Raw genomic sequence first — 17,817 nt, forward strand, 5'->3', positions numbered from 1 at the left:
ACTGGTCACCCCGAAAGGAGCCGCGCGAAGAACGCGCCCGCGGCGCCGGCGATGTCGTCCTTGTGGGCGGTGAGCCGGTGATCGCCGTCCTTGATGAGCCGCAGTTCCACACGAGGGTACCCGACGTTGCGCGCGAAGAACAGGCTGTCCGAATCGGGGACCACGTCGTCCGCCATCCCGTGGAACAGGAGCGCCGGCGTTGCCCAGTCTTTCACCAGATCTTCGGGGCGGAAGCGGGCGCGTTCGTCCATCAGCCCGATGCCGATTTCCGTCTCCAGCCACTGGTTCTTCACGGCCAACCGGCCGGTGCGGGCCCAGGCGATCTGCTCCTCGGGCGTCAGGCGGCTCCACCGACGCTCCAAGAATAGAAACGCCGGGGCCAGGAACACGCAGCCCACAACAGACACCGGATTTTGCTTCGCGAACCACGCCGCCGCGAACCCGCCCATGCTCGACCCGATCAGCCCCAGTTTCGTGTGCCCGCGGCCGGCGAGCCACTCGCGAACGAGTGCGAGGTCGTCGAGCAACCCGGAGCACGTCAGGTCTACGATTCGCCCCGGCGACGCGCCGTGCCCACGGAAGTCGAACGCCGCGAACGCCCACCCCCGGCGCTCGCACTCGGCGCGGACCGCCTCGGCCTTCTCGCCCCCCCGGTGGCTCCCGAACCCGTGGACCCACAGCACCGCGAAATCGGCCCGCGCCCCGGGCTGATAACTGCCGGCCAGCGCACCAGCCGGAAGCGGAACCGATACGATTGACGTGGGCACAATGCTCCTCTCACGTTGGCGCAAACTCGTCCATTCGGACCATCGGTCCCCTCGACAGTCCGCTCATTGTGCGTCACAAGTGAAGACACGACTCGCTCGACCGCTGGGACCCCTTCTCAGGGTTCATGTGGCCGAGCCGCGGCGTTCGACCGTGACGCGCACGGTTCGTTCTATTCCCTTCAAGACCAGCCCACTGGGCAAGTTGGATCCGGTCCCGCCGGAGTGGAACGCGATTAGCAAGCACGAGTTCGACGTGCCGCAGGTCGGGACGGACAAAGCGAACTTCGACATCGTCAGCAAAGGCAGGCCGGAAAGTAACTGCGGCGCGGCAGAAGCGCGGCAAGGCGGTGCCATTTTGGAGCGTCCCTTGTGCGGCGCCGGGGCGCGGGTATGATGGTGGCAGGTCGGTGCAGCCGACGACCGATTTCGACGCACGGACCGACCTTTTCTGACCGCCGCCGCGCTCGGCACTCGCCGCGCGGCCCACGACCGCCGCCTCTCACGACGACGGCCGCAGTGACAACCGCGCCGCGCGGGCCGACTGGCCACGCGACACTGCTCCGACGCACCTTCGGGCGCATCGCCGCGCCCGGCCCGACCGACGGCCCGCGAACCGTCGACCTTTTCACCTTTTCAGGGACCTGTCATGGACTTCCGACCCCTCGCCGAAGCGGAGCGCCGCCAGCTCCTCACCGCGCTCCGCGGGCACGCCGATCGCGGCACCGCGCTGCTGATCGACCCCGAGGACACCAGCTTCGCGGGCACCGCCGACGACGTGCCGGACGAGCAGGTGATCACCGCCGTGAAGTCGGTCCCCGTGCACTACTGAAACGTGCGGGTTCGGAACGCGCAACGCGGGATCAAAGACTTCGTCATTAGTTCTGTGTTTTCATTCCGAGTTCCGCGTTCCGAACTTCGCATTCCCGAACCATGGGACTTCTCGACTCCGAACCGGGCAAGCGGCGGTTGCTGGCCGTTGAACTGCCGGCCATCGAGCGCTACAACGCGGGCCGCGCCACCGAGTACCGCATCGCGGTCACGAAGGTCGGCGGCGGGCTGACGCTGTCGTACTGTCTCAAGCCGTGCCACAACCCGTACGCGCTCGAAACGCGGCTCCTGTCCAGCTACCCGATTATGGCGCCCGAAACCCGGGTGCTGACGCCGCTGAAGCACTGCCCGCACCTGCTCGAAGGGCAGACGGTTTGTCTGTGGCGCCAGGGGTCCACGCGGGCGACCAGCCGCTGGGACGCGAGCCAGTTCACGTGCGTGTTCGCGGTGGTCGCGGCGTGGCGGTGGCTGCTGTGCTACGAGCTGTGGCACGAAACCGGCGAGTGGCCTCTGCCCGAAGCGAAATGAGCGCGTTTCGTTAAATCCGGCGCTCCGCGCGTCGTACTCACTGGTGAGTACCCGCAACTGTAAGGAGCCGCCATGCGCCGCCCGAACGTGAACCCCTTACTGGCGCTCGCCGCGTGCGCGGTGGTCGGCACCGGCGGGTGCGATCCTGCGCCGGTCGTCGATCTGCCGGCCGCCGTCGACGAGTTCGAGGCCAACCGCGCCTCCGTTCAGTACCGGATGGAGGCGGTCGACGCCCGTCTCGCGGCCTGGGATGTGCCCGACGACCGGACCGCCCAGGAGCAGTTCGCGGCGGAGTGGAAGGAGGAATGGGACGACATCGAGCGCGAGGTGAAAAAGCTGAAGAAGCAACTCACGCGACTCAGCCGGTCGTTCGACCGGCAGTTCGCGCGCATGCAGCGCGTGGCGCGCACGATCGACTCGCCGCAGGTGCGGGCCGAGGAGCTGAGCGAGAACGCGGAACTCCAGCGTCGGTGGCTCACGACCGTCGCCGAGGCCCACACCAATTTCAAGAAGATGGACGAGCAGGTCCGCGCCGCCAGGGACTTTCACAAGACGTTCCGGCTCGCTGTGATGCGCGGACGGGCAGAGGCCAAGCTCGCCGAGGTGCGGGGCCTGAGCCAGCAGGTCAAGGGCACGGCCGCGGAACTCGAGAAGGTCACAACCGAGGGTCGCGCCTTGATTCGTTGAGGCCGAAGGGAAGCATGAGTCACGTTTTTCAGTTGGGCGCCGGCAGCGGCGGGATGGCGGTGCTCGACCTGATCGCGCGCGATCCCGCGGTCACCCGGGTCACGCTCATCGAACCGGACGTGTACGCCGCGCACAACGTCCACCGGCACCTCTTCCCCCCCGCCGCAGTCGGCCGGCTGAAGGCCGATCTGGCAACCGAGTGGCTGCGGGCGCTACGCCCCGACCTCCAGGTCACGGCGCTCGCTTCCGATATCACCGATCCGACGCGCCAAGCCGAGTTCGCCGCTCTTGCCGCCGAGTGCGACGTGGGCGTGTGCGCGGCCGACAACGAGGCCGCAAAGTTCGCGTTCGACGCGCTGATGCGGACCACGGGAAAGCCGTGGACCCTCGGCGAGGTGCTGAGCGGGGGCATCGGCGGGTGGGTCCACCGGTTCGTGCCCAGCGGGGCGTGTTACGGGTGCGTCGCAAGCCATTTAAAGCGCGAGGTGACCGAGCAACCGGCCGGCCCGCCGCCCGACTACAGCAACCCGAACGGCACACAACCGGAAACGACGATCCCCGCCGGCAAAGCGAGCATCGCGACCGTCGCCGGTCTACACGCCCTCGTAACGCTGGGGGAAATCGCCTCGCGCCCGGCGATCGACTTCACCAGCATGTTGTTCTCGCTCCAGACGGTCACTGGAGTATTTGACGCGCCGTTCCGCGCGCACCGAATGAAGGTCCCGCGCTCGCCCACCTGCCTCACCTGCGGCAACGCCAAACCGCTCCCCGCCGGAGACGCACTTGACGCCGCACTGGCTGACGCGCTGGGCCGTCTGGGCGCGAACTAAGCTGCTCCGCGGTGGGCGCCCGCTCCTGACGGGCGTGACCGTCGGGTTCGAGCGCGCCGGCGCCACGCGCTGGGAGTCGCCGGTGCCGTGGACCGCCGACGCGGTGGCGCTGGACGTCGGGTTCCGCGGCCCGGGGCGCGCGCGCCCCAAGTCGGAGTTTGCGCTCCGCACGCCGAGCGCCACGTTCCCCGCCGATACGATTCGCCCCGGTGGCGACGACCGGTTCCACGTCACGTTCCGGTTCCCGGTGCCGCCGGACTCAGTGTCCGCCGACCTACTGTGGCGCGGCCGCGTGGTCGAGACGCTCCTTGTGCCCGTGTTGGCCCCGACCCAGTTCCTCACCGGCCTGACGCTCGCCGACGCGACCGTCGCGGTGCGGTTCGGTGGGACCACCGCGCCGGCGTCCGCGGTCTGTCAGCACCAGTACGACGGGCTCCTCGCCGCCGCCCTGCTCCGCAGCCCGACCGGGCTGGCACCGCTCGCGGAACTGGGGGTGCGGGTGGTGTTCCACGACTCCCGCTCGGGCACCGAGTACCCCGCAACGGTCGCGCTGGGGGCGGCGCAGCTCGCACGGTCGGAAGCGCTGGTGACGGCCGTATGTCCGGAACACCCGCAGCCGGCCGGTCCGTGGTGGGTGGTGTGGCACGCCGGCGACCGCACCCTCGCGGCGCAGCGGCTCCAGGTGGTGCCCGAAGAGAAGTTCGAACTGGGTGTGCGGGTGCTCGAAATCCGCTTCGCGCTACTCGACGCGAGCGGCACCGTTCACACCGCAAAGCAGCCGCCCGTGCTGAGCGACGCGGGCAAGATCGGACCGTGCTTCGTGCTCGCCGGGGGCGAGCCCGGGGCGGTCGGCGTGTGCCGGTTCGAGATCGTGGCGTTCGCAAGCGCCGGCCCGGACCCGAACATCCAACACACGGCCGAAGCGGTCATCACGGACGGACCGATGGTGTTCGCCCCGGTGCTGTTCGACGTGTCCGCGCTCGCGCGCGTGAGCGGGTTCGAGTTGCGGTTGGGCGGGCGCGTCTTGGGCGTGGCGTCGCTGCGGCCGGTGCCCGCGGCGCGGGTCAACGGCGAGGGCGGGTTCGTGCCGCCCCCGGACTTCACCTGGTCGCAGGCGGCCGACGACGAACTCGCGGACCGGCTGCGCCGCCTTCAGTAGCGGACGGCGCCGACCGCCCAAGGGTCAGCGTTCCCACGGCACCCGGTCGTCCCAGTGGTGATCTTCCCACGCGCTGCGACCAAGGAGTTGATAGCTCTGGTAGGCGAGGAAGCCGAACAGGATCGCGGTGAACACGGTGCCCAGCGCCCATGACGGAAGTTGATTCGTGAAACCAGCACCGGCGCCCCGCGTGTCCATCACGCAGAAAATTGAGTAGGCCACTACCAATATTGCGCACCCGAACGAGATCTTCAGCGAGATGCGCTTACCCCGCGGCCCCGAGAACTGCCCGCACAGCTCGCGACACACCTGCCCGCCGTCCAGCGGAAAGACCGGCAACAGGTTCAACACGCCCCAAACCAGATTCACCCGAACGAGCGAGAAGTACACGTACCACACCAGCACCGAGCGCCGCGGGTCGGCCCAGCCGATGAGTTCCTGGGACCCGTACACCAGCCCGCAGAGCGCAAAGCCGGCAAACGGACCGGCCAGTGAGATGATGATTTTCCGCCCGCGCCCGGACACTTCGTGCGTCGGAATCGCCAGCCCGTAGAACGCATACAGCACGATGTCGGCGTGCGACCCGAACCGGCGGAAGGCAACGGCGTGCCCCAGTTCGTGGACCAGCAGCGACACGAACACTACGGCCACCCACGCGAGCAGGAACTCGGGCCCCGCCTGGAGGAGCTGCGAGCCCATGAGGGCGGAGCCGATCCAGAACCACGGGTGGACCCGCACCGGGAACCCGAGGGCGCGGAACCGTAGGTCGTAGGGCGTTCGTTCCGGTTCGACCAGCACGTTGGGCACCTGTGATGAAGGTCTGATGTGCGCGGCTTCAGTTTTCGATTGTATGTGTGTGGCGCGTGAGCCACAATCTCCGCGCACAGCCGAGGTGACGCATGGATTGGACCGCGTTCCGCGAGCAGTTCCCGGTCACGGAGCACTGGGCGTTCCTCGACCACGCCGCGGTATCCCCGCTGCCGCGCCCGTCCGTGCAAGCGCTGCACGAGTACGCCCAGAGCATGGCCGCGAACGGGATCGCCGCGGTCCGCGAGTGGTTCCAGCGGGTCAATCACGTTCGTGCGCTGGCGGCCCAACTGATCAACGCCCCGGACCCGACCGACGTTTACTTCGTGCCAAACACGACCCACGGCATCGGTGTCGTGGCCGAAGGGTTCCCGTGGGCGGCCGGTGACAACGTCGTCCTCGCGGCGGAAGAGTACCCGTCGAACCAGTACCCGTGGATGAACCTCGCCCACCGGGGTGTCGAAGTGCGTACAGTCCCGAGCCGCGGGAACCGCGTTTCGATCGACGACGTGCGCGCCGCGATGACAGACCGCACCCGGGTGCTCACGGTGTCGGCCGTGGAGTTCGCCAGCGGGTTCCGCAACGACCTCGACGCCCTCGGCGAACTGTGCCTGGCGCGCGGGGTGTTCTTCTTCGTGGACGCGATTCAGGCGATCGGCGCGTTCCCGGTGGACGTACAGCGTACCCCAATCGATGCCCTGGCCGCGGACGGGCACAAGTGGATGCTGGGACCGGAGGGAGCCGGGTTCGGCTACATCCGGCGCGAGTGGGTCGAGCGGTTGCACCCCATCGGCGTTGGCGCGAACAGCGTCGCGAACCCGCTGGCGTTCAGCACCATCGATTTCACACTGAAGCCGCACGCGGGCCGCTGGGAGGGCGGCGCGTACAACGTGCCCGGCATCACCGCCCTCGGCGCGAGCCTCGAACTGCTCCTGGGCGCCGGGATCGCCAACGTACAGCAGCGCGTGACCGAACTGACCGACCACCTGTGCGACCGGGCGGCGCGCGGCTGGACGGTGTTCAGTTCCCGGGCCGACGGCGAGAAGTCCGGCATCGTTTCTCTGCTCCACCCGACGCTCCCGCCCGACGAGGTGGTGGCCCGTGCCAAGCACGCGCGGGTGGTCGTTAACAGCCGGGCCGGGCGGGTGCGCGTCAGCCCGCACGCGTACAACACGACCGACGAACTCGACCGCTTCCTCGCCGCACTCTGACCAAGGGGCCGTATGCCAGACAGCAACCTCAGCCCACGGATCGCGGTGTACACGGGGACGTTCGACCCGGTCCATTACGGGCACCTCGACGTGATCGAGCGCGGCAGCAAGCTGTTCGACAAGCTCATCGTGGGCGTGGGCATCAACCCGGACAAGAAAACGCTGTTCACAATCGAAGAGCGGGTGCGGCTCATCGAAACGGTCGCCGCCGGGTGGCCCAACGTCGAGGTGCAGTCGTTCGAGGGGCTGGCGGTGCGGTTCGTCCGCGACAGCGGCGCCCGCATCATGCTCCGCGGGCTGCGCACCCTGTCGGACATGGAGTACGAGTTCACCATGTCGCTGATGAACCTGGCGCAGGACCCGGCGATCGAAACGCTATTCCTGATGGCCAAGGAAGAGTTCTCGCACGTGAGTTCGTCGCTGCTCCGTCAGATCGCCGCCCTCGACGGCAACCTGACGAAGTTCCTACCGCAACCCGTTCTGGACGCATTGAAGGAACGAGCGCGCCGGCCATAGCCGCCGCGCCCGGGCGCCTACTTCTTGGCCGGGGTCAGTTCCAGCGCCTGGAGCTTGCCTTTACCGCGTATGTAAAGCAGCCCGTTACTCAGGACCGGGGCCGCCCAGCACGGGTATTCGAGCCCGGTGTCGTACTTCGACACCTCGTCGTATTTGGCGGGGTTCACTTTCAGAAGCGCCAGTTCACCGTACTCCGACAGGCTGATGAAGTGCCCGTCGGCGAGCGTCAGGCTGCACCGCTTGGTGCGCTTCTGGCGCCACTTCACGTCACCGGTCGTGAGGTCGATGCACCGGATGTCCGAGTCCTCGGTGTGGCGCCCGCTGCTCCCGTACACGTACCCGGCGACATGGATCGGCGTGTTCCAGTGGCACATGAGCGACTGATCGCCCGCGTCCTTGTCGCTGTCGCTCCACACCTCTTTCGGCTTGCCGCCCTTGAGATCCAGCAACACGCTGCCGGCCCCGTAGCACTCGGTGAGCAACACCTTGTCGCCGACCACGACCGGGTTGCTCGCGTTCACGCTCTCCATGATCTTCGCCCGCCACGGGTGGTGGAACAGGGTCTTGCCGGTCTGCGGGTCGAATCCCAGAAGCCCGCCGCGAGCGAAGTAGAGCCCCGTCTTCTTGCCGTTGATGGTGGCGACGGTGGGGCTGGCGTAGCTCGCGAGTTCGTCGCCAGCGGCGTACTTCACCTCGCCCGTCTTCTTGTCGAACGCGACCAGCGCCGTGCCGTTCGGTTTCACCTGCCGGAAGTCGGCCGGGCGAATGTTCTTCACGCTGCCGCCCACCGGCAGAATGAGCAGATCGCCCTCAACAACGGGCACGCTCCCGCACCCGAAGAAGTTCTGGTGGAAGAAGTACTTCTCGCGGGTCTCGACCTTCCACACCTCTTTGCCGGTGGCGGTGTTGAGGCACACCAGCACGCCCTCGGGGCCGTAGAGGTACACGCGGTCGCCATCAACCACCGGACAGGCCCGCGGACCGGGGTCGTAGCCGTACCGGTCCTCGTACTCGGTGGGGTACTCGTACTTCCAGAGGAACTTGCCCGTTGCGGCGTCGCGGGCGGTGAGGCGGATGTTGTCGCCGAACCGGTCGGCGTGGAACAGCTTCCCGCCGGCGGTGACCGGCGGGGCGAACCCGACCCCGAGTTCGCACTCCCACACCACCTTCAAGCCCTTCGCGGGCCACGGGGCGATGATCCCCTTCTCCGCCGAAACGCCGTCGCGCATCGGCCCGAGGAACGTGGGCCAGTCCGCGGCCCGGAGCTCGGGTGCAAGTGCGAGCGTGAGCAGGAAGGGTACGACAGCGCGGGGCATGAGTTCGCTCCGGGTGCGGGGCCGTTGAGCGTACCCCGGCGCGTCAAAAACCGCAACCGTCACCGCCGCCCGCCGTCACCGGCCGCCCACGTTCAGCCCGCCGTCGAACCCGAGGAACGGGACGATCTCGGCGACGGGGGCTTTCGCGTTCGCGGTGTTGAACACCCGCACCGGGCTGTTCTTGATTCCGCCCCCGGACGCGGTGACCACGCGGTTGCGGACGCCCAGGGCGACCCGCACACCGCCGCGGTACCGCTCGTCGTAGGCGAGCCACTCCACCAGCGATTTGCCCCGCTGGTCCAGCACCCTCACCAGCGGGATGGTGCCCGCGTCCATCCCCACGATCGCGTCGGCGCGCCCGTTTCCGGTGAGATCGCCGGCCGCGATGAACGCGCCGCCCGTGTACCGGTTGTCCACCGCGGGGAACTCGGCAAGGACCGCGCGGTCCTTCCCGCTGAAGATCTTCACCGTGGTGACCGCGTTCCCCGGCCCGTTCACCGTGAACAGGTCCGCGACGCCGTCGCCGTTCGCGTCGCCCCACGCGATCCGCACCCCGCCGGTCACGTTCTGGTTGTGGGCGAAGAAGCTGTCGGTTTCTTTGCCCGTGGCGAGGTTGAACACCTTGACGTGCTGCGTGCCCTCCGCGTTGATGGCGATGAGCGCGCGGCCGTCCTTGGCGAGGTCTGTGCCGACCGCGTACAGCCCGCCCTTCCACCCCGCGAACGGGACGAACTCGACCAGCAGGTTCAGGTCGCGGCCGTCGTACACGCGCACCGGCAGCGTGACCGGGTTCTTCGACGGCCCCGGCGCCACGATCAGGTCCGGAATCCGGTCGCCGTTGAGGTCGGCCATGTCCACGCGCACGCCGCCGTCGAACGCCAAATCGTAGGCGAAGAAGTTGTACGCCACCGTCCCCTTCTCGTCGGCGAACACGGTGACCCGCGGCTGCGCCCCAACGTCGGCCCCGACCGCGAACGCGAACCGGCGCACCTCGGGCAGCGGGGGCGGCGCGGGGACCGCCCCGCCGAGCGCCCCGGCCAACCGGCGCTGGAGCCCGTCCACCTTGGTCACCTGCGCGGTGACCGCCGGCGGCAGGTTGCGCAGGCGCGACAGGATCGCGACCGCCTCCGCCCAGCGCTCGATCATGACCGTGGCCGTCTGACGCAGCAGTTCCGGGCTCGCGTCGTCGCGCAGGCGCCGGGCCAGCAGCCGGGCCTCGCGGGCGGACGTGGCCAGGGCGCGGTCGAGCCCGCGCTCCGTGGGGAACTCGTCCACGGCCCGGGTGCGCAACTCTTCGGTACTGTCGTCGACCGCTTCCGCAAGGCGCAGGAGCCGCCGCTTGGTCCGCTCCGGGCTGTTGTCCCCGGCCCCCACCGCCGCCGCGAGTTGCTGGTTCGCGGTGTCGATCCGCGCCAGCGTCGGCCCGGCCGCTTGCCGGGCCGCGGGGCTCTGCTCGATGGCGCTCAGCAGCCCGCCGAGCGCCCGCTCCACCTCGCCGAACTCCGCAAACACCTTATCCTTGGGCGCGCCCTTCCGAACCGACTGATCGAGTTCGTACACCTGGCGCAGCGAGTTCTCGATCTGGGCGTTGATCGCGGCCCGGCCCAGCGGGGTGATCTTCGCCGCCGCCACCTCGCCCTTGACGGTTTCGAGGTCGAGCGCGATCTGCCCGGTCCAGCGGGCGACGGACGACTGCCAGAACTGTTCCGGCGTCGTCCCGAACTGCTTGAACTGCACCACCGGCGGCGCCTTGCCGCCGGGCGGCTGGGCCGCGGCGCCCGCCGCGAGTGCCAACACGAGTGCGAACCCGAAGCCGAATCGCGTCATTGCTGCGCCCTCATCCGTGCCGCGAACGAGCGGAGCGTGTCCGCGCTCGCGTTCACGATTGTATCGTTACCCGAACTCAACAGCCGGTCGCGCTTGCGCCGGAAACCCGCCCGGCGTCTTCACCCCGAGGGGAGTGCGGGGGTGGGTTTCTTCGCGCAGGCGTCTACAATTCAGCCCATCGCACTGCCCTCCCGAGGTTCCGAGCAATGGTCCAGGCCCGCCAGGCGGTCATCACCGAGCCGTTCAAGACGACGGTTCGCGAGGTCGAAATCCCCGATCCGGCGCCGAATCAAATCCTCATCGGCGCCGAGTACAGCGCGATCAGCGCCGGGACCGAACTGGCGGTCTACACGGGCACGCACCAGTGGCTCAAAGACCCCGCGATGCCGGACTGGAAGTTCCCGTTCCGCAGCGGGTACTCGGCCGCGGGCCGCGTGCTGAAGGTGGGCAAGGAGTTCCCCGGGGGGTTCCAGGAGGGCGACCGCGTCAGTTATCCCGGCAACCACGCCTCCGCGGAACTGCTGACCGTGGGGCACGAACGGTGCCGCGTGTGGAAGATTCCGGACAACCTGACCTTCGATAAGGCCGCGATCGCGTGCATCTCGCGGTACGGGATGGGCGTGTCCGTTCGCGCCGGCCTGACGGTGGGCCGCAGCGCCGCCGTTCTGGGGCTGGGCATCATCGGGCAGTTCTCGCTGCGGTGCCTGCTCGCGGCGGGCGCCGGCCCGGTGGTCGGCATCGACGCGGTGAAGATGCGCCGCGACGCCGCACTCGCCGCCGGGGCCGATCACGTGATCGACCCGACCGCCGGCGACATCAAGCAGCAGTTGAACGCGTTCCTGGGCACGAAGGGCGCCGAGATCGTCGGCGACGCCACCGGCGTTCCGGACGCCATCCCGCACGCGATGAGCCTCGCGTGCGACGCAGGGCAGGTGGTCGTAGTCGGCAGCCCGCGCGGCCGCGCCAAAGAGGTCAACTTCTACGACGACCTGCACCGCCGCTACATCGAGGTGACCGGCGCCCACGGGAACATGCTGTTCGAGCCCGCGCACACGCGACTGGCCGGAGCGTGGGACATCAACAAGGCGCAGTACTGGCTGATCCGGCAGCTCGCGGCCGGGCGCCTGAGCCTCGCGGGGCTGGTCACGCACACGATCACGCCCGAGCAACTCGGCGACGCCTATGAAGGGCTGCTGAAGGACAAGGACAACTACCTCGGCGTCCTGATGAAGTGGGTGTGACCCGGGGTAAAGCGCCCCGGCCGTCGAAGCCGCAAAGTCGCACAGCCTCGCTCGATGGGGCCGGGCAACTTTGTGGCTCGGCGCTGCACCCGAATGGAACTTCAGCGGACGGCCAAGGGAATCATCGGCATCTCCGCGATTCACTCGCTTCCCGCCCGCCGCCCGCCTGACGTTCTTCGTGGGCCGTAGCTGGCACGGTCGGCGCCAATCATCTCGCATAAACCGTCACCTCGTATCACTTTACGCCGATAATCCAGGTGCGATCGGGATCACAGCGGGTCTCTCACACGGTCCGGTTTTGCGGGTTGCGCGGGCTTTTCGTGGGTAGCAGTCGGGTAGCGAATGAGGAGCGACTTGGTAGCGAACTGGCACCTTTCCGCCACTTGAGAGCCCCGCTGGCGTCCGGCCGCGGGCACTGTAACCCCCGTTACACCTCACCGCCCCTCATTCACGGTCCGATTGCGGGCGTCCGTTTTGGGCTGATGCCTTTGTGGCACAGACATTCCTGTCTGTGCAGCCTTCTCGCGCCACACAGACAAGAATGTCTGTGCCACAAGAAACAGACACGACCACCTGAACAGCGAAACCGTGACACCGGAGCATGCGCCCGGCTCGGAGCAACGGAGCGCTGGCTCCCCCCGGCGGCGCGCACGCAACCCCCTACCAAACTGATGGCACCGACCGCAGCCGGTAACGCAAGCCGAGTGAAATACCACCGCCAGCGACAAGAGGACGTTTCAGCCGTATCGAGCGTCGCAGCGGGGCACTCGTTCGGCCGCCGACTTTACTTCTTCCCGCTGAAAACTGCGGGGCGAGTGAGCGTGCGCGCCGGAATGCGATTTCCGCGGAACGCGTGGCGTGCCGAAAACTCGCACAGCATTACTGAAATGCCGTCGGAGGGCCTTCCCGTCTGCCCTTGCTTGCACGCGGCGACACCAAGCCAAGCAGCGTGATCGTTCACGGGGTTAACCACCGGAAGCCAGCGTTTTTGCGAGATTGTGGAGCATTCTTGGCCCCAATCGTCATCACCGGCTCCTTGAAAAACGAGGCGTTGACCCCGTGAACCGTTACGATTATTCTCTGACACTGGCGAGCGAACAGAGCCGAGAATTAGCCTGGGCCGTTCTCTAAAGCCGGGCCTTACAGAGACGCGGTGGTTTTCGCTTTCAATCGCATTGCAGCTACCACATAAATTTCACCCCGAACACAACCCAATATGCATTCAATTAAAAAACATATATTACTTATTACTATTGCGTTAACCTGCCTGCCGGCTGCCGCAACGAGCGTCATCACCCAAGATAATGGCAAGGCGGACGTGAGTGATCAGCCACCACGCCAGTCTGCCGATGTCTTTCTTGACCGAAACGGCATCGAGGGCGCACGAGGGTTTGGTTTTTCGTAACCGTTCACGGGGTGCGGGCCGTGCATTTTCCAGGCCTTTGTGACTCGATTCTGCGCGGGGTTGCCTCAAGAGCCGGTGTTCCGTAATCGAACGGACGCGATGACATCTGTTCCTCAACCGCCGGAGCTACCGAGTGACCTGCCGCCAGCGGTGGTGGCGTACATTCGTGCGCTGGAAGCGACGGTTGCGCAGTTGCAGGCCACGGTCGCGGCTCTCCAGGTCACGGTGGCCGACCTTCAGACCCGGCTCAACCAGAATTCCAGCAACTCGTCGAAACCGCCCTCGTCGGATGGTCCGCAGGTGAAGCCGGCCCCGCCCAAGAGTCCCTCGGGGAAGCGGCGCGGCGGTCAATCGGGGCACCCCAAGGCCGAGCGCACCGTGCTGCCGCCCGACACGGTCCACACCCTCAAACCGGACACCTGCCGCGGGTGTGCGTGCCCACTCACCGGGGACGACCCGAACCCGTCGATTCACCAGGTGCATGAGATCCCGGTCGTCCGGCCGCAGGTGACCGAGTATCGGTGCCATCGGCTCCGGTGCCCGCACTGCGGCGCCGTGACGACCGCACCGGTGCCCGCCGACGCGGCTCCCGGGTACGGTCCCCGGGTCCAGGCGGTGGCCGCCATGCTCACCGGTTCGTGCCGCCTGGGCAAGCGGGTGGTGAGCCAACTGTTCGACGACCTGTTCGGGTTGCCCATCCGTCCGGCCACGGTGTGCAAACTCCAGCACACGACCGCGGCGGCTCTGGCCCCGGTGGCCGAAGCGGCTCTCGCGTACACCCGCGGGCACCCGGCGAACGTGGACGAAACGGGCTGGACGCAAGGGCGCCAGCGGGCCTGGTTGTGGGTCGCGGTGAGCACCTCGGTGGTCGCATTCCTGATCCGCGCCACCCGGGGCCGGAGCGCGTTCGACGACCTGCGGGACGGGTCCGCCCAGGTCCACACGACCGATCGGTATCCGGTGTACACGCATCTGCCGGTGCATCGGCGCCAGGTGTGCTGGGCGCACCTGCGGCGGGACTTCCAGGCGATGATCGATCGGGGCAACGACGGATCCCCGATCGGGGCCGCCCTGTTGGCCTGTTCCGACGAACTGTTCGGGCACTGGTTCCGGGTGCGGGACGGGACGTTAGCCCGGTCCACGTTCGCTCGCGTGTACGCCCGCGCCGTGCGGGCCCGGTTCCGCACGCACCTGGGGCACGGGGGCCGGTGCGGGTGCCCCAAGACCGGGGCCGTGTGCCGCGAGCTGTTGGCGGTGGAGCCGGCCCTGTGGACGTTCGCACGCGTGGGCGGGGTGGAACCGACCAACAACGCGGCCGAGCGGGCCCTGCGTCACGCCGTGTGCTGGCGCAAGACCAGCTACGGCACCGACTCCGAACGCGGTAGCCGGTTCGTGGAGCGGATCCTCACGGTCCTGGCCTCGTGTCGCCGGCAGGGCCGCAACGTGCTCGCATTCCTCACCGACGCCGTCACCGCACACCGTACCGGGGCAAAGCCACCAACACTGATCCCGGTCCCGGCTCAACAACCACCGATGATGAACCCAACTTTCGCTGGCTGTTGAGATACACCCGCATCAACTGTGAACGCTTACGGTTTTTCGTTTACAGTTTCGGGCCAGTGCGATGCTAACGGCGCTTTGGAGTTTGTTAAGTTGGACTATAAGGGCGGGCAATTCATCTCGATCTGCGACACCGCGCTCGGTGCGACGTTTGTCAGCGAGATCTTGAACCGCGTCGGTAACGGCACAGTGCCAGTCGGTGCCGCCCTGCCCGCTCTCGAACTCAACTCCAAAGAGGAGCGGTTCCTTTCGATCCCGACGGCATCTTCCCTCCAGGCCGAGAAGATCGCAGGAGGCGGCAAGAGCGGTAAAAAAGACGGATTCAAGATCATGGTGCCGTGGTCGCTCAATACAGTCGTACAGAACAAGGTCGGCGTCCAAGGCTACACCGGCGTAAAGCTGACGCAGGATCTCTTGGACGCGATGAATGATCCGGCGAAGCAAGATGAAGTCATGAGGCGGCTCGGTGGGCTGAAAGCCACCACTAACAAGTTGGTCGGCGGCTCGCTGACGATCTACATGGTGCAAGGGGAATACAAGCTGGTCGTTGATGCCGGTGAAGGGCTCGCGAACAGCGGCTGGATGACGAGTCAATCGAACGAAGTTGTAGATTTATTTCCCGTTCGCAAGGATGACCCAAGTTCCGAACTTAAAGGAGCGCAGTTGAGAGTGATGTGGAAGGCAAACACTTCAAAGTGAGAAGCGGGGCAACCGCGCGGGATCAGCGCACGTGACCTCCATCAGTACGTTGTCGTCTAGCTGGTGGCGCACAACAAGGTTGCCGGCACGAGCCGCTGTCGCGTTAGCCGGGCCGGTCCGTTTCCAGTTGGTGGGATCGGACCGGCACCGGTCGCGCGTTCGACAGGTGCCACTTACCGCGCCCGCCCCCTACCAGAGCTGATGGCAGCGGTCACAGCCGCTTCGGCCCAGCCGGTCGAACTAGGCGATCGCCGTCGTGGTGAGGTGCCCCAAAGGGATAGCTACCAGGCACAGGGTCAAACCCCACCAGCGGGTACGAAAGCCCTTGCCCACACGCCACACAATACCCAAACCCAACCGGGCGGTTGGCGTTCATGTCGAAGGTGACATCAATGATGTGTTTACTGAGAGTCGTCTGGCCGCGCCCGCGCAACGTGTTCGGCGGGAACTTCGGCTCCAGGATCGGCCATTGATCGGCGGCCACATCGCGGTTATACAAATCGCAACCCGCTGCATTCGCAAATAATTACATATTAGCAATATTATTAAATCACACGCTCTAGATATCACGAATTCATCTGCGTTACCCCGTACCCATGCGTGGGCAGCGCCTAATCCCACGGAGGATGGCTGTGGTCAATGAGATCGTTGTGGCGAGCCTTATCGTAACCGGGACCGCATTCCAGGCTGACCCCGACGTTAAGAAGTTGGAGGCGGCCTGTGCGTGGCACTTGAGTAACTTCGAAGCGGGCGGGCCGGACTACTGCGAGATCGCACGCCAACTTGCACGAGACAAGAAGTGGGACTCGATCCAAGTAGTCTTCGCCAGGGGGCGGTGCAACAAGTTCCAGGCCGAGCTCGCCCGAGAGATCGTCTCCGTATCGTCCGGTGCCGACGCCGTCATGTTCCTCAAAACCCTCACGGAGGGGAGTCGCGCGTGGCACCTCGGGGCTCTCCACGTTCCGAAGAACCCGGACGCGGCGGTGTCAGCGTACTTAAAGGAGGTCGTGAGGGATAAAGGTCCGGAGGCCCGGGCAACGTGTTACGCCGTGTGCCAGGAGCGGAAGTGGCCGGATTTGCTCGAACAGGCACGCACCGACTCCATGAGTACGGAGCGGTATAGCCTCGACGCGGGATTTAAGGTTTGGAGCTTCGCACTGGCCGACGCGGCGAAGTCTTACCGGGTCGAGTTGGGCGACCTACCAAAGGATACGCCAATCACACGCCCCCAGGTGCGTAGCCTCGTTCCGCCTCGTTTACCGGGGCAGCCACTCTTTCCACCCTCGAAATAACCACCCGAGAATGACCGGCCCTCTTTGGAAACTTGAGGTTGGGGCCGGTGTCGGATAAAGCTGATGAAGCCGCCGAGCGCCGGAGCCATCACGCCACTTGGCAGCGCGCACGCGCCCCCTTCCGCCGTTCTATTCCGGAGGCATCGGCCCGGATACCATTCGCCAAGCGAGGCCCACGCCCCTGCCGCCCCGCATCGGTAGGGGCCAGTCCGAGGAGCAGTGATGCGAACGATGCCGTTCCAGGAGCCGGCCCGACTGCTGTTTCATCTCAGCGGCGTCTCCCGTGTCGTGCTGGAGCGATTCGAAGGGAATGGCATGGCGGGCGGCGGCGAGTGGGACATACCCACAGAACTGATACCGCACGAATTGCGGGCGCCAGGTGCCCGCTTCCTTCTCGTCGGCCAGTTCGTGCGACCCGAGACGGGCGACACGGCGGCTGAACTCCGGGAGGCCGTTCGCACACTGCGAGTTGAGGCGATCGGAGAGTAAATAGAGCTATTTCAGGTAATACGTCGCGGCCCTGTGGCCATCAGTGTTTTGGAAACTGGGCGTTGAACGCTCCACAATCCGCTACGTATTACCTGAAAATGTACCAGCCGGCGGTGCCAGGTGCAGCGCCCGGTTCGGCTTGCCTTGTTCTCGCAACTCGACCAGTTCTACTCTCCCGACTCGGCCAGGATGACGACCTCTTGCCGCTGACGCGCAAGAACCGCGAGGCGGCACAACTCGCCCACCACTTCGGCAGCGACCTCTGCATTCCGGGACCAGAAGAACTCCGGGTGGGCCTGCCACTGCGCGGCTATCGAGCTGCGGTCCGCCACGCTCATTTCAGCCAACCGCTCGACGAAGTCTGGCGGGAAGGTGGAGACGAGGAACAGCAACCCACCGTCTTCGTCATCGACCAATTCGGCCGACTCCTCATCGGCCGAGTCGGCCTCGACCTGCTGCTCGAACTGCTGCCAAGTGCTTTCACCTGCCACACCCCGTAGTAGGTCGTACAAGGTCGCGACCTGGAACACGTCGACCCTATTGATGTGGTAGTGCGGCCACCGCTCCGACCCGCCCATCGAGCGCGCAGCGGCGCCAGCTTCCGCTGGGGGCACTACGTAGAAGTCGGCGAACTTCCCCACCGTGCATCCTCCCT

The 17,817-nt window shown here is 66.7% G+C and carries 18 protein-coding genes; 13 read left to right on the forward strand and 5 right to left on the reverse strand.

Annotated features, from left to right (window positions below):
* Positions 1-5 precede the first annotated feature (5 nt).
* Positions 6-767, reverse strand: coding sequence for an alpha/beta hydrolase (locus GobsT_RS25860; RefSeq protein WP_010035786.1), 762 nt, complete (start codon positions 765-767; stop codon positions 6-8).
* A gap of 151 nt (positions 768-918) precedes the next feature.
* Here GobsT_RS25860 and GobsT_RS25865 point away from each other — a divergent pair, with 151 nt between their 5' ends.
* The 6 genes from GobsT_RS25865 (at position 919) to GobsT_RS25890 (ending at position 4,799) form a co-directional block, all read left to right on the forward strand.
* Positions 919-1,161: a hypothetical protein gene (locus GobsT_RS25865; protein WP_029600708.1), complete on the forward strand. Its 243-nt coding sequence runs from the start codon at positions 919-921 to the stop codon at positions 1,159-1,161.
* Positions 1,162-1,413: 252 nt separating this feature from the next.
* On the forward strand, positions 1,414-1,596 hold the full coding sequence (locus tag GobsT_RS25870; RefSeq protein WP_010035780.1) for a hypothetical protein: 183 nt from the start codon (positions 1,414-1,416) through the stop codon (positions 1,594-1,596).
* Between the two features lie 101 nt (positions 1,597-1,697).
* A complete protein-coding gene (locus tag GobsT_RS25875; protein ID WP_010035777.1) occupies positions 1,698-2,123 on the forward strand; it encodes a type II CBASS E2 protein in 426 nt (141 codons plus the stop codon).
* Between the two features lie 72 nt (positions 2,124-2,195).
* The gene (locus tag GobsT_RS25880) at positions 2,196-2,810 is read left to right on the forward strand and encodes a hypothetical protein (protein ID WP_010035776.1); all 615 of its coding nucleotides are present in this window, start codon (positions 2,196-2,198) and stop codon (positions 2,808-2,810) included.
* Between the two features lie 14 nt (positions 2,811-2,824).
* Entirely contained in the window at positions 2,825-3,640 is an 816-nt protein-coding gene (locus tag GobsT_RS25885) for a HesA/MoeB/ThiF family protein (RefSeq protein ID WP_010035775.1), read from the forward strand.
* Positions 3,594-4,799: a hypothetical protein gene (locus tag GobsT_RS25890; protein WP_010035773.1), complete on the forward strand. Its 1,206-nt coding sequence runs from the start codon at positions 3,594-3,596 to the stop codon at positions 4,797-4,799. Before GobsT_RS25885 ends, GobsT_RS25890 begins: the two co-directional genes overlap by 47 nt.
* Positions 4,800-4,823: 24 nt before the next feature.
* On the opposite strand, the gene GobsT_RS25895 is transcribed toward GobsT_RS25890, so the two are convergent.
* Positions 4,824-5,597, reverse strand: a complete 774-nt coding sequence (locus GobsT_RS25895; RefSeq protein WP_148087876.1) for a site-2 protease family protein — start codon at positions 5,595-5,597, stop codon at positions 4,824-4,826.
* A 101-nt stretch (positions 5,598-5,698) separates the two neighbouring features.
* On the opposite strand from GobsT_RS25895, the gene GobsT_RS25900 reads away from it, so the two are divergent.
* The gene (locus tag GobsT_RS25900; RefSeq protein ID WP_010035766.1) at positions 5,699-6,817 is read left to right on the forward strand and encodes an aminotransferase class V-fold PLP-dependent enzyme; all 1,119 of its coding nucleotides are present in this window, start codon (positions 5,699-5,701) and stop codon (positions 6,815-6,817) included.
* Positions 6,818-6,829: 12 nt separating this feature from the next.
* Complete coding sequence (gene coaD / locus GobsT_RS25905) at positions 6,830-7,333, forward strand: pantetheine-phosphate adenylyltransferase (protein WP_010035762.1); 504 nt, start codon at positions 6,830-6,832, stop codon at positions 7,331-7,333.
* Positions 7,334-7,350: 17 nt separating this feature from the next.
* On the opposite strand, the gene GobsT_RS25910 is transcribed toward coaD, so the two are convergent.
* Both GobsT_RS25910 and GobsT_RS25915 read right to left on the reverse strand, forming a co-directional pair.
* A complete protein-coding gene (locus tag GobsT_RS25910; RefSeq protein ID WP_010035759.1) occupies positions 7,351-8,649 on the reverse strand; it encodes a PQQ-binding-like beta-propeller repeat protein in 1,299 nt (432 codons plus the stop codon).
* Between the two features lie 75 nt (positions 8,650-8,724).
* Positions 8,725-10,476 (reverse strand): CHAD domain-containing protein, encoded by a 1,752-nt coding sequence (locus tag GobsT_RS25915; protein ID WP_010035757.1) that lies wholly within the window; start codon positions 10,474-10,476, stop codon positions 8,725-8,727.
* A gap of 206 nt (positions 10,477-10,682) precedes the next feature.
* On the opposite strand from GobsT_RS25915, the gene GobsT_RS25920 reads away from it, so the two are divergent.
* From GobsT_RS25920 to GobsT_RS25940, 5 genes are all read left to right on the forward strand, one after another.
* A complete protein-coding gene (locus tag GobsT_RS25920; protein WP_010035756.1) occupies positions 10,683-11,717 on the forward strand; it encodes a zinc-dependent alcohol dehydrogenase in 1,035 nt (344 codons plus the stop codon).
* A gap of 1,504 nt (positions 11,718-13,221) precedes the next feature.
* Positions 13,222-14,685, forward strand: coding sequence for an IS66-like element ISGob3 family transposase (locus GobsT_RS25925; RefSeq protein WP_033197688.1), 1,464 nt, complete (start codon positions 13,222-13,224; stop codon positions 14,683-14,685).
* Positions 14,686-14,775: 90 nt separating this feature from the next.
* Complete coding sequence (locus GobsT_RS25930) at positions 14,776-15,381, forward strand: hypothetical protein (RefSeq protein ID WP_010035753.1); 606 nt, start codon at positions 14,776-14,778, stop codon at positions 15,379-15,381.
* Between the two features lie 632 nt (positions 15,382-16,013).
* Positions 16,014-16,673: a hypothetical protein gene (locus GobsT_RS25935; protein WP_010035751.1), complete on the forward strand. Its 660-nt coding sequence runs from the start codon at positions 16,014-16,016 to the stop codon at positions 16,671-16,673.
* 222 nt (positions 16,674-16,895) lie between these two features.
* Positions 16,896-17,162, forward strand: a complete 267-nt coding sequence (locus GobsT_RS25940; RefSeq protein WP_010035748.1) for a hypothetical protein — start codon at positions 16,896-16,898, stop codon at positions 17,160-17,162.
* 167 nt (positions 17,163-17,329) lie between these two features.
* Here GobsT_RS25940 and GobsT_RS25945 read toward each other — a convergent pair whose 3' ends face one another.
* Positions 17,330-17,803 (reverse strand): hypothetical protein, encoded by a 474-nt coding sequence (locus GobsT_RS25945; RefSeq protein WP_010035746.1) that lies wholly within the window; start codon positions 17,801-17,803, stop codon positions 17,330-17,332.
* Between the last annotated feature and the right edge of the window lie 14 nt (positions 17,804-17,817).

It is taken from the genome of Gemmata obscuriglobus (assembly GCF_008065095.1).
In the GTDB taxonomy this organism is placed as follows: domain Bacteria; phylum Planctomycetota; class Planctomycetia; order Gemmatales; family Gemmataceae; genus Gemmata; species Gemmata obscuriglobus.

Excerpts from the sequence above, each read along its gene's own strand:
- GobsT_RS25870 (WP_010035780.1), top strand. The coding sequence starts at position 1,414 with ATGGACTTCCGACCCCTCGCCGAAGCGGAGCGCCGCCAGCTCCTCACC.
- GobsT_RS25875 (WP_010035777.1), top strand. The coding sequence starts at position 1,698 with ATGGGACTTCTCGACTCCGAACCGGGCAAGCGGCGGTTGCTGGCCGTT.
- GobsT_RS25880 (WP_010035776.1), top strand. The coding sequence starts at position 2,196 with ATGCGCCGCCCGAACGTGAACCCCTTACTGGCGCTCGCCGCGTGCGCG.
- GobsT_RS25885 (WP_010035775.1), top strand. The coding sequence starts at position 2,825 with ATGAGTCACGTTTTTCAGTTGGGCGCCGGCAGCGGCGGGATGGCGGTG.
- GobsT_RS25900 (WP_010035766.1), top strand. The coding sequence starts at position 5,699 with ATGGATTGGACCGCGTTCCGCGAGCAGTTCCCGGTCACGGAGCACTGG.
- coaD (WP_010035762.1), top strand. The coding sequence starts at position 6,830 with ATGCCAGACAGCAACCTCAGCCCACGGATCGCGGTGTACACGGGGACG.
- GobsT_RS25910 (WP_010035759.1), bottom strand. The coding sequence starts at position 8,649 with ATGCCCCGCGCTGTCGTACCCTTCCTGCTCACGCTCGCACTTGCACCC.
- GobsT_RS25915 (WP_010035757.1), bottom strand. The coding sequence starts at position 10,476 with ATGACGCGATTCGGCTTCGGGTTCGCACTCGTGTTGGCACTCGCGGCG.
- GobsT_RS25920 (WP_010035756.1), top strand. The coding sequence starts at position 10,683 with ATGGTCCAGGCCCGCCAGGCGGTCATCACCGAGCCGTTCAAGACGACG.
- GobsT_RS25925 (WP_033197688.1), top strand. The coding sequence starts at position 13,222 with ATGACATCTGTTCCTCAACCGCCGGAGCTACCGAGTGACCTGCCGCCA.
- GobsT_RS25940 (WP_010035748.1), top strand. The coding sequence starts at position 16,896 with ATGCGAACGATGCCGTTCCAGGAGCCGGCCCGACTGCTGTTTCATCTC.